Annotated in this window: 13 protein-coding genes; 9 read left to right on the top strand and 4 right to left on the bottom strand. The window is 54.8% G+C overall.

What is annotated here, in order from left to right:
• Positions 1 to 66: 66 nt before the first annotated feature.
• Both dkgA and C1N59_RS03445 read left to right on the top strand, forming a co-directional pair.
• The gene (gene dkgA, locus C1N59_RS03450) at positions 67 to 894 is read left to right on the top strand and encodes a 2,5-didehydrogluconate reductase DkgA (RefSeq protein WP_006118176.1); all 828 of its coding nucleotides are present in this window, start codon (positions 67 to 69) and stop codon (positions 892 to 894) included.
• Positions 895 to 1,372: 478 nt separating this feature from the next.
• The gene (locus tag C1N59_RS03445) at positions 1,373 to 2,305 is read left to right on the top strand and encodes a flagellin N-terminal helical domain-containing protein (protein ID WP_033739799.1); all 933 of its coding nucleotides are present in this window, start codon (positions 1,373 to 1,375) and stop codon (positions 2,303 to 2,305) included.
• Positions 2,306 to 2,349: 44 nt separating this feature from the next.
• Here C1N59_RS03445 and ftsP read toward each other — a convergent pair whose 3' ends face one another.
• The 3 genes from ftsP to parC form a co-directional block, all read right to left on the bottom strand.
• Entirely contained in the window at positions 2,350 to 3,780 is a 1,431-nt protein-coding gene (ftsP, locus tag C1N59_RS03440) for a cell division protein FtsP (RefSeq protein WP_039342152.1), read from the bottom strand.
• 146 nt (positions 3,781 to 3,926) lie between these two features.
• Positions 3,927 to 4,664: a 1-acylglycerol-3-phosphate O-acyltransferase gene (locus C1N59_RS03435; protein ID WP_039342149.1), complete on the bottom strand. Its 738-nt coding sequence runs from the start codon at positions 4,662 to 4,664 to the stop codon at positions 3,927 to 3,929.
• A 45-nt stretch (positions 4,665 to 4,709) separates the two neighbouring features.
• Positions 4,710 to 6,983: a DNA topoisomerase IV subunit A gene (parC, locus tag C1N59_RS03430; protein ID WP_033739803.1), complete on the bottom strand. Its 2,274-nt coding sequence runs from the start codon at positions 6,981 to 6,983 to the stop codon at positions 4,710 to 4,712.
• Positions 6,984 to 7,375: 392 nt separating this feature from the next.
• Here parC and C1N59_RS03425 point away from each other — a divergent pair, with 392 nt between their 5' ends.
• The 6 genes from C1N59_RS03425 (at position 7,376) to C1N59_RS03400 (ending at position 12,673) form a co-directional block, all read left to right on the top strand.
• On the top strand, positions 7,376 to 8,938 hold the full coding sequence (locus C1N59_RS03425; RefSeq protein WP_394550326.1) for a BglG family transcription antiterminator: 1,563 nt from the start codon (positions 7,376 to 7,378) through the stop codon (positions 8,936 to 8,938).
• 18 nt (positions 8,939 to 8,956) lie between these two features.
• A complete protein-coding gene (locus C1N59_RS03420) occupies positions 8,957 to 9,427 on the top strand; it encodes a PTS sugar transporter subunit IIA (RefSeq protein WP_033739808.1) in 471 nt (156 codons plus the stop codon).
• Between the two features lie 20 nt (positions 9,428 to 9,447).
• Entirely contained in the window at positions 9,448 to 9,762 is a 315-nt protein-coding gene (locus C1N59_RS03415) for a PTS fructose transporter subunit IIB (protein WP_394550325.1), read from the top strand.
• Between the two features lie 11 nt (positions 9,763 to 9,773).
• Entirely contained in the window at positions 9,774 to 10,865 is a 1,092-nt protein-coding gene (locus C1N59_RS03410) for a PTS fructose transporter subunit IIC (RefSeq protein ID WP_054633136.1), read from the top strand.
• A gap of 9 nt (positions 10,866 to 10,874) precedes the next feature.
• Positions 10,875 to 11,726 (top strand): class II fructose-bisphosphate aldolase, encoded by an 852-nt coding sequence (locus C1N59_RS03405; RefSeq protein ID WP_033739812.1) that lies wholly within the window; start codon positions 10,875 to 10,877, stop codon positions 11,724 to 11,726.
• An 86-nt stretch (positions 11,727 to 11,812) separates the two neighbouring features.
• Complete coding sequence (locus C1N59_RS03400) at positions 11,813 to 12,673, top strand: ketose-bisphosphate aldolase (protein WP_006118185.1); 861 nt, start codon at positions 11,813 to 11,815, stop codon at positions 12,671 to 12,673.
• Between the two features lie 286 nt (positions 12,674 to 12,959).
• Here C1N59_RS03400 and C1N59_RS03395 read toward each other — a convergent pair whose 3' ends face one another.
• Entirely contained in the window at positions 12,960 to 13,709 is a 750-nt protein-coding gene (locus C1N59_RS03395) for a transporter substrate-binding domain-containing protein (RefSeq protein WP_394550323.1), read from the bottom strand.
• 174 nt (positions 13,710 to 13,883) lie between these two features.
• On the opposite strand from C1N59_RS03395, the gene C1N59_RS03390 reads away from it, so the two are divergent.
• Positions 13,884 to 14,465, top strand: coding sequence for an NAD(P)H-dependent oxidoreductase (locus tag C1N59_RS03390; RefSeq protein WP_033739814.1), 582 nt, complete (start codon positions 13,884 to 13,886; stop codon positions 14,463 to 14,465).
• Positions 14,466 to 14,496: the final 31 nt, after the last annotated feature.

Genomic DNA, 14,496 nt, shown 5'->3' with positions numbered 1-14,496 from the left:
AAATTGTTAGCTAGACTTAAGCACAGCGAAGACTCACTGGTTTACTGCAAATGTAAGGAGCAGGATATGGCAGACCAACCTATTATCAAACTGCACGACGGTAACATGATGCCACAGCTCGGACTTGGCGTGTGGCAAGCCAGCATGGAAGATGCGCGCAACGCCGTGCTGAAAGCGCTGGACGTTGGCTATCGTTCAATTGATACCGCCGCCGCGTACAAAAATGAAGAAGCGATTGGTCAGGCGTTACAGGAAACCGATGTCGCGCGTGAGGATATTTTTATCACCACTAAACTGTGGAATGCTGACCAGCAAAATGTCCAGCAGGCACTGGAAACCAGTCTGCAAAAACTGAAGCTGGAGCAGGTAGATCTGTATCTGATGCACTGGCCGTGCCCGGAGAAAGATCAGTACGTTGACGCCTGGAAGAACATGATTGCGATGCAGCAACAAGGCCTGGTCAAAAGCATCGGCGTCTGTAACTTCAACCAGCCGCACCTGAAACGTCTGCTGGAAGAAACCGGTGTAACCCCGGTGATCAACCAGATCGAGCTGCATCCGATGCTGCAACAGCGCACGCTGCATGCCTGGAACGCCATGCACCAGATTCAGACCGAGTCCTGGAGTCCCCTGGCTCAGGGCGGCGAAGGCGTATTCGATCAGGAAATCATCAAGTCTCTGGCCAAAAAATACGGTAAGACGCCGGCGCAAATCGTTATCCGCTGGCATCTGGACAGCGGGCTGGTGGTTATCCCGAAATCCGTCACGCCGGCACGCATCGAAGAAAACTTCAATGTGTTCGATTTCCGCCTGGATAAGGCAGAAATGAGTGAGATTGCCCAGCTTGATACCGGTAAGCGTTTAGGTCCTGACCCGGATACGTTTAACGGCTAATACGGGCGCATCGGACCCGATGCACGCCTCGGGCAGGCCTCTCCTCCGGGAGGGGCTTTTTTACGGTTAGCGCCCACGCAAAATGTTAAACGTCCTTAAAATGTATGACAAAACGCATAATAATTACGCAACGCCTTTCTGGGCAGTGCGCGGCGCCGGGCAAAAAAACCCGTCCCTGACCGAAATCCCCCGGTCTTTCCGCTCTGTTAAATCAAATTTTTTGCGCTGAACGCTGACACCTTAATCCGCCCCTGTATTTTGTCTTTTAAATCAAAAACTTAAAATTATAATCACCTCACCTTACCTTGTTATAACAGGTAAAATTTTGCAACACACCGAAGCCGCTCCGCTTTTGTGAAAACGTCGTTGTGCAGGTAATACTGTTTTCTGCCACACCTGTCGCGTGATCCCGGCTACCACCATTGAACGTCATTTCACGGTTTTCAGAACGTTAAGCGACTTAACCAGGGAGCGTATCATGTCGGTTATCAATACCAATATCGTGTCGTTGATCGTTCAAAACGATCTGTATAACTCTCAAAATGCTTTATCGACCGCCATTGAGCGCCTGTCTTCAGGTTTGCGCATTAACAGTGCGAAAGATGATGCGGCGGGAATGGCGATTGCTAATCGTTTGACCTCAAACATCGACGGCATGACGGTAGCGGGCAGGAATGCCAATGATGCGATTTCGCTATCACAAACCGCTGAAGGGGCGCTCTCCACGATTAACGACAATCTGCAACGCATACGTGACCTGACGGTGCAGGCGCAAAATGGCAGCAACTCCGCTGCGGATATCGACTCTATTCAGACAGAAGTGAATCAGCGAATGGAGGAGATTAACCGTATTACCGCACAAACGAATTTTAACGGCATTAGTATGCTGAATACCGGATCGGGCTCGGCTGCGTATCGCTTTCAGGTCGGTGCGGAAGACGGCGAAACGATCACGATCGATCTGGATGCCAGCGACAGCTATAACCTTCTGAAAGCGGGTACCACCGGCTCAACACTTAATATCCGGCAAATGACCTCAGGAGATACCGTAAATGGCGTGGCCCGTACGGTTGCGGCAGAAGGCTTTGACGTTTTAAAAGGGGATGTTACCGGCGGAGCAAGTGGAACCGCGACAGACGGTACGCCTTTGGCCGATCTCGATCGGGCGATTAAATCCGTTGATAGTCAGCGTAGTATGCTGGGTGCCTATGAGAACCGCTTTCAGTCGGTTATCGCCAACCTGAACAATATGGTCACAAACCTTACCTCTGCCCGTAGCAGGATAGAGGACGTAGACTACGCTGCGGAGGTATCGGCGATGTCACAGGCGCAGATTTTACAGCAGGCCGGTACCGCCATGCTGGCCCAGGCAAATCAGATGCCCCAACTGATGTTGCAGCTTCTGCGCTAGCCAAACGCAAAAGCTGAAAGCCCTGCCCGGCACAGTCTGCTCCGTTATGCCGTGGCGGGCTGCACCAGCAGCTGACCTGCCGTTCCCCGATCCGCCAGCTCCAGCGTCTGACTGTAATAGACAAACGGGAAATGGTCTGAAGAGCTTTGGGTAAAGTTGACCAGCAGTTCGACCTCGCCGTCCACCCAGACGGTGTCTTTCCAGCCCCGGTCTTCCCCCATCGACTGCGCACCGTTCACGCTCTTAATGAGGAACATTACGCCCTGAATATGCAACGATTGCGGACGATCGGCACGGATAATCCAGCGCTCAAATGTGCCCTGCTGCGCGGTGGTATCAATGCGGTTCATATCCCACACGGCACCGTTGATGCCGGGCATACTGTCGCCGATACGAAACTCCCGGGTACGCACCGAAGCGCCGTCCAGAATCTGATCGGCCAGTAAACGCATTGGCAGATTATCCGTCACCAGCGGCAGCAGGCCAGTGGGGCGAAGCGTGAGCACCAGCGTTGAGGTCAAAATCGTCGAAGGCTCGAAGAAACCGCGCAGGCGATCCATGATGCCAGCCGCGGTGCCCGCCGTAATGGAGACCTCATCCCCTTGTGACATATCCACCAGAACTTCGCGCCGCTCACCGGGAGCCAGCGTTAACCGCTGTACCGCTACCGGCGACGGTAAAAAACCCTGATCGCTGGCGATGACCGTAAACGGTCGGTTATCACTGATGCTGAGTTCGTAACGTCGGGCATTGGAGGCATTGAGCAACCGCAGGCGCACCCAGCCGCGTGATACCTCAATAAACGGATTGCGTACGCCATTAACCAGCAGCGTATCGCCCAGGAAACCGCCGTCAGCGGGTGGGTCATAAACCGGTGTCGCAAAATTATCCAGCCGCTTGTCCTGAATGATCAGCGGAAAGTCATCCACGCCATAGTGTTTTGGCAACGGAAGCTGCTTACTGAGGTCGTCCTCGATCAGCCACATGCCCGCCAGGCCGTTATAGACGTGCGGTGCCATGCGGTTTGGCGTGTTGGCGTGATACCAGCAGGTGGCGGCGTTCTGACGAATCGGTAACACCGGTGCCCAGTCGACGCCCGCTGACATCATCCGCGGCGCGCCGCCCATCAGTGCCCCTGGCACCTGCAGGCCGCTGACGGTCATCGAAACCGGTTCATTGAGGCGGTTACTGTAGATCAGTTTGACATCATCGCCGCTGTAAACACGGACAGTTGGCCCAAGGTACATGCCATTGATGCCCCAGACCGGCACCTTGTTATTGTCACCGTTAAACGACCAGTGGCTGCGCTGTAAGGTCAGAAACAGCGGCTGACCCCGGCGGGATTCGATCAACGGCGGAACGGGAAGCGGCGTGTCACCACGCAAGGAAGCGGCACGTGCCGCATGCGGCATTACCGTGGCACTGAGCGCCACACCGGCAGAAAGCTGGATAAACTGACGTCTGCTGAAAGACATGAAATTTCAGACCTTTTACGCGTGGCGCTGAAACGCCAACCCTGTTTTTATTGCTGTCATTGCTGTGCTGCTTTCACGGCGAGCGACGCAGGACGTCACTCGCCGTGGGGCATCCATGCAGAATAGTCCGACAACGGATTTGTCGGTTAGATTTTACCGTTTTTTTCGCGTTCTTCGACTTCGGCGTTAAGCTCTTCCAGCTTCGCCGCCATCAGTTCACGACAGTGGGTAGCCAGTTTGCGCACAGACGACGACTCAAATTGTTTGACGTCTACCGGCGGCAGCATTTCCACAATCACCAGGCCGTTTTTCAGGCGGTTGAGGTTAATTTTATTATGCGTATTGGACACCACAATCGGGATGATCGGGACGCCGGCCGCCACCGCAGCGTGAAACGCACCGGTTTTAAACGGTAATAATCCCCGCCCGCGACTGCGCGTACCTTCAGGAAACATCCAGAACGAAATCCGTTTTTTATTGAACTGCTCGACCAGCTCGCCAATGGTGCCGTGAGCTTTGGCCCGGTTGTCACGGTCAATCAGCAGATTACCGGTCAGCCAGTAAAGCTGGCCAAAGAACGGTATCCACAGCAGGCTTTTTTTCCCCACGGTCACGGTGGTGGGCTGCACAATTTTAGCGGCCGTCACCATATCGTAGTTGTTCTGGTGATTAGCGATATAAATCGCATTACCGTAATTATCCGCGCCCTCTGGGCGACGAAGTTCAACCTTCAGACCAAACAGCGTCGATAATTTGCCAAACAGATGACCAAAGGTGGCGACGTGACGCGGATTGCGCGGCGAGAACAGACACCAGATGCAGCCAAATACACAGACCAGAATCGAATAAATTACCACAATAATCGTGCGTAATATCAGTAACATAGCTTCCTCAATGTAACACGGCTGGCGATGAACCAGCCGGATGAATTACGCGTCGCTGTCAGCGCTGTCAGGACGTGCCGGGGCATCCAGTTCGACCCGATCAATTTTTTGCAGACCGCGCGGTAACAGCGTGCCACGGCGACCCCGATCGGCACGGAATTTCTGCAACTCTTCACTGCGCAGCAACAGCTTGCGTTTACCGACGTGCAGCGTAATCGCGCTGCCTGGTGGCAGAATCATGAGCCAGGCCAGTTTATCCGTGCCCGCCGCGGCATCTGCCGACGGAATCGAGATAATCTTGTTGCCCTTGCCTTTCGACATTTGCGGCAACTCGCCGACCGGGAACATCAACATCCTGCCCGCCTGGGTGATCGCTAACAGCATGTCGTCTTCATGATGCACAGCCATCGGCGTCATGACGCGCGCATTCTCCGGCAGGGTCAGCAGCGCTTTGCCCGCACGGTTGCGCGAAATCAGATCGTTGAAGGTGCAGATAAAGCCATATCCGGCATCCGAAGCCATTAGCAGGCGCTGCTCTTCCGGCTCCATCAATACCTGTTCAACAACCGCACCCGGTGGTGGCGTCAGTTTACCGGTCAGTGGCTCGCCCTGCCCGCGTGCCGACGGCAGCGAGGTGGGGTCCAGCGTATAGCTGCGGCCAGTGGAATCGATAAAGGCCACAGGCTGATTACTCTTGCCGCGTGCCGCCGCCAGGAAGCTATCACCGGCTTTATAGCTCAGGCCCGCCGGGTCGATATCATGTCCTTTGGCGCTGCGCACCCAGCCCATCTGCGACAGAACAATCGTAACCGGCTCAGACGGAACCAGCTCGGTTTCGCTGAGCGCTTTGGCTTCCTCACGTTCACGCAGAGGCGAACGGCGATCATCACCAAAACTGTTGCTGTCTGCCTGCAGCTCTTTTTTCAGCAGCGTATTCATTTTGCGTTCAGAGGCCAGCGTCGCCTGCAGCTGATCGCGCTCTTTTTCCAGTTCGCTTTGCTCACCGCGAATCTTCATCTCTTCCAGCTTCGCCAAATGGCGCAGCTTGAGTTCAAGAATCGCTTCGGCCTGGGTTTCACTGATCTCAAAGCGCGACATCAGCACTGGCTTTGGTTCGTCCTCGGTACGGATGATGTGAATGACTTCATCAATATTAAGGAAGGCCACCAGCAAACCGTCCAGGATATGCAGACGGCGCAGCACGCGTTCTAAACGATGATTCAGACGGCGACGAACAGTATCGCGACGGAACACCAGCCATTCAGACAGGATTTCCAGCAGGTTTTTCACGGCCGGACGGTTATCCAGTCCGATCATATTCAGGTTGATACGGTAGCTTTTTTCCAGATCGGTCGTGGCGAACAGGTGGTTCATAACCTGATCCAGATCGACACGGTTTGACCGGGGCACAATCACCAGGCGAGTCGGGTTTTCGTGATCGGACTCATCACGTAAATCCTCGACCATTGGCAGCTTTTTATTGCGCATCTGGCTGGCAATCTGCTCCAGTACCCGGGCACCGGACACCTGGTGCGGCAGCGCGGTGATCACCACCTCGCCGTCCTCTTTTTTCCACACCGCACGCTGGCGAATCGAGCCGCGCCCGTTCTGATAGATTTTGCGAATCTCGTCGCGTGGCGTAATGATTTCGGCTTCGGTCGGGAAATCCGGCCCTTGCACAATCTCCAGCAGCGCATCCAGGCTGGTTTTCGGATCGTCAATCAGGGCGATAGCGGCCTGCGCCACTTCGCGCAGGTTATGCGGCGGAATATCGGTTGCCATGCCCACCGCGATCCCCGTGGTGCCGTTCAGCAGAATGTTTGGCAGGCGCGCCGGCAACATCTTCGGCTCCTGCATCGTGCCGTCAAAGTTTGGCACCCAGTCTGCCGTGCCCTGCCCCAGCTCACCCAGCAGCACTTCGGCATACTTCGACAGGCGAGACTCGGTATAACGCATGGCGGCGAAAGATTTAGGATCGTCAGGTGCCCCCCAGTTTCCCTGGCCATCGACCAGCGGATAACGGTAGGAGAACGGCTGTGCCATCAACACCATGGCTTCGTAACAGGCGCTGTCACCATGAGGATGGTATTTACCCAGCACGTCACCCACGGTACGGGCCGATTTTTTAAATTTGGCGGTGGCGTTAAGCCCCAGCTCCGACATGGCATATACAATGCGGCGCTGGACGGGTTTCAGGCCGTCGCCAATGTAAGGCAACGCACGGTCCATGATGACGTACATGGAGTAGTTTAAGTACGCATTCTCAGTAAACGTATGCAGGGCAAGACGCTCTGCACCATCCTGCGTCAATTCGCTCATTAAGTCCTCATCCTCACATCGTGACCCGCAACGGCGGATCACCCGGCGGTTGTTTGGCGAGGATAGTACCTTATTCGTGGGTATTAGTCACAGTCCTGGAGCGGGCTGGTCACTCTTTTTTCCCTGTTTTCCGGCCGCCGAAAAAACCGCACCGGTAAAAATCCCCGTGCGCTTATTTTTAATAGTTTGTGACCTTCCTCGCAATTAATTATCAGCTTATTTATAGCGTATTAATCCTGTCCCGTCCCCGGGACAACATTTAGTATTGTTGCTTTTTCTTTCACCACCTAAATTCAATTTCAGCGACATATACCGGTTTTATTTTATGCCCTGGTTGGATTTAACGAATTGCCACTTAAGCACCGCTAACGAAATAATAGACGGGTGACTGAATGCAAAATCTGACTTCACGACAACACCGATTACTGAAATTACTGTTACAGGCGGGCACGCCGCTGGCGTTAGCGCAATTAGCCCAACAGTTAACCGTTTCTGAAAAAAGTATTTATCGCGATTTACAAAGTCTGGAACCCTGGCTGCATGGCTGGCAGGCGCAACTGGTGAAGCTGCCTGGCCGCTGTGTGGCGCTGGAAACACACGATCATGAACAGCGGCTGCGCTTGCAGCAGCATGTTGCCAGCGACGATAACTGGTCTGCGGGCTTAAGCAACAATGCGCGGCGGGTAAAAATCCTGTCCCAGCTGCTACGAGACGCGCCACGTGAAACCTCGATCAGTAAGTTATCTGAACGTTATTTCATCAGTCACGCTTCGATTGTTAATGACCTCAAGGTGATTGAAGAGTGGTTGCAGCCGCTGGCGCTGGAGCTGGTCCGTAGTCAGAGCGGCACGCATGTGGCAGGCAGCGAGCAAGCACTGCGCCAGGCCATGGTTTTGCTGATTAACGACGTTATGCAGCATAAAACGGGCAGCAATATGGCCCTGCCGCGGCTCGACCCCGGCAGTTATCAGGCGCTGATCCACTATTTTGGCGAAGAGGACGTGGCCTTTGTGCAGCGCTTACTGCAGCAAATGGAGCAGCAGCTTGGCTACCCTTTGAGCGATGCGTATTACCTCAATCTGTCCACCCATATTCTGATCATGATTCACCGTATGGCGCAGGGCAAAGCCTTGTCCCTGCCGCTGGCTCTGAGCGCGTCAGAAATGGACAACCGCATTCTGAAGATTGCCCGCCAGATGGTAGTACAGATTGAACAGCGGCTGGGGCAATCCGCGCCCGCAGATGAAGTGGGATTTATTTATCAATATATTATTTCATCGGGCATTGTAGTCGAAGAACGCGGCAGCCACATGCTATCGCACTCTCCTTTTTCAAATGCAGCATCGCGCAATATTACGCTCGAATTAATTCATTGCTTTTCCGCATTCATCCAAAAGGATCTGTCGACCGATTCTTTATTATTTGAAGGTTTGCTATTCCATATTAAGCCGCTACTTAACCGGCTTAAATATCATATTACGATTCGCAATCCCTTACTCGATGACATAAAAGCGGAATTACAGGATATTTTCACGCTGACCCAACGCGCCATGCAGGTAACGGCCGAGCGGTTTCATTATGGGCCAATCGCTGACGATGAGATCGGTTATCTGTGCGTGCATTTTCAGGCCGCGCTTGAACGGCAAATCGCCCATAAACGTATTTTGCTGGTGTGTTCCAGCGGCGTCGGCACGTCGCATTTGCTGAAAAGTCGCATCCTGCGCGCCTTTCCGGACTGGATTATCGTGGGCGTTATTTCGGCCAGCACGCTGGACGACTTTTGTCAGCAGGAGCCGGTGGATCTGGTCATCTCCACCATTCATCTCGATATCAGCACCTTGCCCACCGTGTATGTTACTGCGTTTTTTAACGACGACGATATTCGCCGGGTGACGGACGCCATGATTGGTCGCCAACTGCCACAGGCCGCAACGCGCGCGCTGGCAGAACATTAACTGAATGAGGTCTGATTAATGGATATTTCTCGCATTCTCACGCCACGCCGCGTCAATCTCAATCTGCAGGCCAGCAGCAAAGAAGCGGCCATTATCGAACTGACGGAGTTGCTGTTCAGTGACGGTGCCATTAGCGATAAAGAGGCCTTTATCCGCGATGTCTGGCTACGCGAGGCGGAGGGATCGACCGGGTTTGAGAATCATATCGCCATTCCTCACGGTAAGTCCTCTGCCGTTAAGCAAACCACGCTGGCCATCGGGCGCAGCCAGCAGGATATCCCCTGGGAGACGCTGGATGGCAGCAAGGTGCGCTGCATCATCCTGTTTGCCGTGCGGCTGGAAGATCAAAACACGACCCATATTCGCCTGCTGTCACAGGTGGCCAGTGCGCTGGCCGATGATGAGGTGATTGCGCAACTGCTGGTGGAAAACGATCCCAGCGAAATCATTCGGCTGTTTAGTCAGTACGCCGAAACCGACCTCTGTTAACCCTGGAGTCCGAGGTAATCATGAACATTGTCTGTGTTGCCGCCTGTACGGCGGGCATCGCGCATACCTACATTGCGCGTGAAAAAATGATCAAAGGCGCTCACGCCCTTGGCCACATCATCCATGTGGAAACGCAGGGCACCATCGGGACAGAAAACGCCCTGGATGCCGAAACGATAGCGGCAGCCGACGTGGTGATCCTGGCGGTGGACGTGAAGATCACCGGCGAGGAACGTTTTCGTGGCAAACCGATCGTGCGGGTGAAAACCGAAGTGGTGATCAAGTCGCCCATCAAGTTTCTGGAAAAAGTGGCGGATTCACTGGCGCGTGCCTGAGGAGATCCACAATGAACGCTAACAAAAGCCAGTACGGGCAAGCGATCAAAGGCCATCTGTTAACCGGGATCTCCTGGATGATCCCGCTGATTGTCGCCGCCGGGATCTGCATTGCGCTGGGTCAGGTGATTGGCGGGCCCGATGTGGGTAAACATCCCGGTACGATCGCCTGGATGCTGAACCAGATCGGTGGCTGGGGCATGGGCTTAATCGTCCCGTTGATCAGTGCGGCTATCGCTTACTCGATTGCCGACAGGCCGGGCTTCGCGCCGGGTTTGATCGTCGGGTTTATCTGCGGACAGATTGGCACCGGCTTTATCGGCGGCATCCTGGGTGGCTTCCTGGTGGGTTACACGGTGATTTTGCTGCGGCGCAGTATCCGGTTGCCACAGTCGATGCAGGGGCTGATGCCGATCATGGTCTTGCCCGTACTGAGCACCATCATTGCCGGGCTGCTCATGATGACGTTTATCGGTCAGCCCATTGTCTGGCTGCAAAAGGCGCTGATCGCCCTGCTGGAATCAATGCAGGGGGGCTCTAAGTTCATCATGGGGGCGATTCTGGGGGCGATGGCGACCTTTGACTTCGGCGGGCCGGTCAATAAAACCATGTCGCTGTTTGCGGATGGCATGCTGGTGGACGGCATTTACGGGCCGGAAGCGGTCAAATTTGCCGGTTCGATGATCCCGCCCTTTGGCATCACGCTCTCCTGGCTGCTCACGCGCCATAAGTACACCCGCGCGGAAAAAGAAGCCCTGAAAGCGGCCTTCCCGATGGGGATCTGCATGATCACCGAAGGTGTGATCCCCATTGCCGCACGCGATTTGTTCCGGGTCGTCGGGAGTTGTGTGGTTGCCTCAGCCGTTGCCGGTGGCCTGATCATGGTCTGGGGCGTGGAAGCGCCGGTGCCTCACGGCGGCATGTTCGTCGTACCGCTGTTCACCAAACCCGGGTTGTTCTGCCTGGCGCTTGGTATCGGCACCACGATCTGTGGCGTCATGCTTTCGCTGCTGAAAAAGCCCGTCACTGAAGCCGACGAAGAGTTTGACGACGTGGAAGATCACACCGTTCGCGACGACGACATTAAATTCACACTGGAATAAGGAGTGAGTATGTACGCGGCAATGAACGACCTGATAAGCCAGGCTGCGCAGAAAAAATATGCCGTTCTGGCCATCAACTGCTTCAACCTGGAAAGTGCCCGGGCGGCGGTTAAGGCGGCGGAGCAGCAGCGTGCGCCCCTGATACTGAATGTGTATCAAGGCCATAGCCGTCATTTTCCGCCAGCCATCGCGGTGCCGCTGGTGCAGGCGCTGGCGGCAGAGGCCAGCGTACCAATCGCGCTGGCGCTCGATCATGGCAAGGCCTTTCCGCTGATTGGCCAGGCCTTTCGCGCAGGCTTTACCGGGCTGATGATCGATGCTTCGGCGGAGCCGCTGGCCGAAAACATTCGTCAGACGGCCCGCGTGGTCGACATGGCCCACACCGCCGGGGTTTGCGTCGAAGGTGAACTGGGCCATATCGCCGATGCGCCCACCTACGCGCTGGCCGACGCGGCGGTCAAAATGACCCAGGTGGCGGATGTCCTGCCGTTTCTTGAGCAGACCCATATCGATCTGCTCGCGGTTTCGGTTGGCACCGCGCATGGGCTTTATCCCGCTGGGGTGCAGCCGACAATCGATTTCCAGCGTCTGGCAGACCTGCACGCGGCCTCATCGCGCCCGCTGGCGCTTCACGGCGGCAGTGGCACGCCAGCGGACGATATTCGGCGCGTAAGTCAGCACGGCGTCGCCAAGATTAACGTTGGCGCGGCGGTATTTGAAGCCGGTAAACAGGCGCTGCACCAGGCGCTTAAACACCCTCCCACCACCGAACTGCCGGACTTACTCGCCCTGATGGAGTCCGCCTGTTGTGAAGTCGTCAGTGACTATCTGAGCTGGTCTGGCTCCGCCCGCCAGGCCTGATGGCTTTCTGCTGTAACCCGGTGCGCGTCACTGAACGTCAGCGCAGGGCAACCCTTTGTCATAAAACAAGCTGAGGAAGATTTAACATGTTGATTTCTATGAAAGAGATGTTAAGACCCACCCGTCAACATCGCTTTGCGATTGGCGCCTTCAATGTCGCTGACAGCTGTTTTATCCGCGCGGTCGTGGAAGAAGCCGAAGCCACTCAAACCCCGGCCATTATCTCGATTCATCCCAGTGAACTGGAATTCGTCACCGATGCATTTTTTGGCTATGTGCGGGAGCGCACACTGAAAAGCAGCGTGCCGTTTACGCTGCACCTGGATCACGGTGCATCGGTGGCCCATGTGCTGCGCGCTATTCAGTGCGGTTTCACGTCGGTGATGATTGACGGTTCCCTGCTGCCTTACGAAGAAAACGTGGCGCTGACGAAAGAGGTGGTGAAGCTGGCCCATGCGGTGGGCGTGTCGGTTGAGGGCGAACTGGGGACGATTGGCGATACCGGGACGACCGTGGAAGGCGGCGTGAGCAAAGTGATCTATACCGACCCGGCTCAGGCCGAAGACTTTGTGCAGCGAACCGGCGTGGATACCTTAGCGGTCGCCATCGGCACCGCGCATGGTATCTATCCCAAAGATATGAAACCGGAATTGCAAATGCATATCCTGCGCGACATTTCACAGCGCGTTTCCATTCCGCTGGTGCTGCATGGCGGCTCGGCGAATCCCGATGCCGAAGTGGCCGAGGCGGTGACGCTGGGCGTGGGTAAAATCAACATCTCCAGCGACATGAAATATGCCTATTTCCAGAAGGTGCGTGAAGTGTTAACCCGTGAAACCTGGTGGGATCCGAACGTAATTTATCCCGAAGCGATTGAGGCGGCAAAAGCGGTCATTCGCTACAAGATGAATTTGTTTGGTGGGCTGGGTAAAGCGTCGTTGTATTAAGCATCTTCGCTTTTTGATTCAGACAACCGCACCGTGGCGTTTCAAAGCCATCTGACAGAAAGTCGGAGCAGGCAATCCGCAGCGCTGAACAGAGCGATAAAGCCAGGATTAGCCCGCAGGACGCGGGCAAAAAACGGAGTCGGTACAGGCTGTATCGTCTCCGTCAGTCCGTCAGGCTGAAGCGCGACGTGAAGGCAACCGCGACAGCGACGTGAGGACGCCCGCTCATAAACCCTGTCGGATGGCGTGTACAGCGCTGCAAAAAAACTGAGCGCACAAAACATGATTACTTCATCACGCCCATCCACTGCTGGGCAATCTTCGCATATTCTCCCGTGGCCGTGCTCAGGTGTAGCCACTGATCGACATACTGTTTCCAGCTCATATCATCACGCGGAAGCATATAGGCCTTCTCGCCATACTGAAGCGGTTTATCCGGGTTGAGTGCGCACAGGGAAGGAAAGCGTTTTTGCTGATACAGCGCCTCTGAGGCATCGGTAATCATCACATCGGCTTTGTTATCCACTAACTGCTGGAAAATGGTGACGTTATCGTGAAACAGCGTTAACGCCGCCTGAGGAAGATAACTGTGCACAAAGGCTTCGTTCGTCCCGCCCGCGGGTTCGATTAACCGGACGCCGGGTCTATTTAGCTGGTCAATCGTCTGATACTTCGTTTTATCCGCGCAGCGCACCAGCGGAATTTTGCCGTCCACGCCAAGCGGCTGAGCAAACCAGGCGGTTTGCTGGCGCTTCAGCGTAACCGATACGCCACCCAGTGCAATATCACACTGTTTCGCTAAAAAGTCCTGCATCAGGGTTTTCCAGGTGGTAGGTACCCATTGCACTTTCGCTCCCAGTGACGCCGCCAGCGACTCCGCCATGCTGATATCCAGCCCTTCATAGTGGCCATCGGGTTTCAGAAAGCTGTAGGGCTTGTAGTCCCCGGTCGTACAGACTTTCAGGGTTTTGGTGTTGAGCACGCTGTCCAGACGCGACTGGGCCTGAGCACCGCCAGCCACCAGCAGTAAAGTCATTATGAGTGTTTTCTTCATCATTCTTTTTTTCGGAGGTGAGTTTGCGCCGTTATGGTGACATAACCTTACGGGTTATTGCGCTAATCGCAAAAGTGTTGTGATCATTCTCGCATTTTTCTCCCGCGCGTCGCGGCCTAAGCTACTCCCCATAAACGCATACGGGAGACACGCTTAATGAGCAACATTTTAATTATCGATGGTGGTAAAACTTTCGCCCATTCTAAAGGTGAACTGAATCATACGCTGACCGACGTGGCCGCCAGCCAGTTGCGCGATCTGGGTCATGAGGTGACCGTTACCGTCGCCGACAGTGACTATGTTGTGGCAGATGAGATCCAAAAATATCTCGACAGCGATGTCGTGATTTATCAGATGCCAGGCTGGTGGATGGGCGAACCCTGGACCGTGAAACGTTATATTGACGAAGTCTTTACGGAAGGCCACGGCAAGCTGTATGCCAGCGATGGTCGCACACGTTCAGACAGCGAGAAAAAATACGGTTCTGGCGGTCTGCTTCAGGGCAAAAAATATATGCTTTCTCTGACCTGGAACGCTCCGCTGGAAGCCTTTACCGATCCTGAGCAATTCTTCGAAGGCGTCGGCGTGGATGGCCTGTACCTGCATTTTCACAAGGCTAATCAGTTCCTTGGAATGGAAGCCTTACCGACGTTCATCTGTAACGACGTGATCAAGCAGCCTGATGTGCCGCGGGATATTGCTCGTTATCGGGCGCATCTCAGCGAAATTTTTGCTTAAATAGACTTTCCCCCCGAAAGAGGAAACGTGA

Source organism: Pantoea sp. SGAir0183 (assembly GCF_043545505.1).
This window is presented reverse-complemented; position numbering and strand designations above follow the sequence as displayed.

Excerpts from the sequence above, each read along its gene's own strand:
- C1N59_RS03415 (WP_394550325.1), top strand. The coding sequence starts at position 9,448 with ATGAACATTGTCTGTGTTGCCGCCTGTACGGCGGGCATCGCGCATACC.
- dkgA (WP_006118176.1), top strand. The coding sequence starts at position 67 with ATGGCAGACCAACCTATTATCAAACTGCACGACGGTAACATGATGCCA.
- parC (WP_033739803.1), bottom strand. The coding sequence starts at position 6,983 with ATGAGCGAATTGACGCAGGATGGTGCAGAGCGTCTTGCCCTGCATACG.
- C1N59_RS03395 (WP_394550323.1), bottom strand. The coding sequence starts at position 13,709 with ATGACTTTACTGCTGGTGGCTGGCGGTGCTCAGGCCCAGTCGCGTCTG.
- C1N59_RS03400 (WP_006118185.1), top strand. The coding sequence starts at position 11,813 with ATGTTGATTTCTATGAAAGAGATGTTAAGACCCACCCGTCAACATCGC.
- C1N59_RS03410 (WP_054633136.1), top strand. The coding sequence starts at position 9,774 with ATGAACGCTAACAAAAGCCAGTACGGGCAAGCGATCAAAGGCCATCTG.
- C1N59_RS03390 (WP_033739814.1), top strand. The coding sequence starts at position 13,884 with ATGAGCAACATTTTAATTATCGATGGTGGTAAAACTTTCGCCCATTCT.
- ftsP (WP_039342152.1), bottom strand. The coding sequence starts at position 3,780 with ATGTCTTTCAGCAGACGTCAGTTTATCCAGCTTTCTGCCGGTGTGGCG.
- C1N59_RS03405 (WP_033739812.1), top strand. The coding sequence starts at position 10,875 with ATGTACGCGGCAATGAACGACCTGATAAGCCAGGCTGCGCAGAAAAAA.
- C1N59_RS03425 (WP_394550326.1), top strand. The coding sequence starts at position 7,376 with ATGCAAAATCTGACTTCACGACAACACCGATTACTGAAATTACTGTTA.
- C1N59_RS03445 (WP_033739799.1), top strand. The coding sequence starts at position 1,373 with ATGTCGGTTATCAATACCAATATCGTGTCGTTGATCGTTCAAAACGAT.
- C1N59_RS03420 (WP_033739808.1), top strand. The coding sequence starts at position 8,957 with ATGGATATTTCTCGCATTCTCACGCCACGCCGCGTCAATCTCAATCTG.
- C1N59_RS03435 (WP_039342149.1), bottom strand. The coding sequence starts at position 4,664 with ATGTTACTGATATTACGCACGATTATTGTGGTAATTTATTCGATTCTG.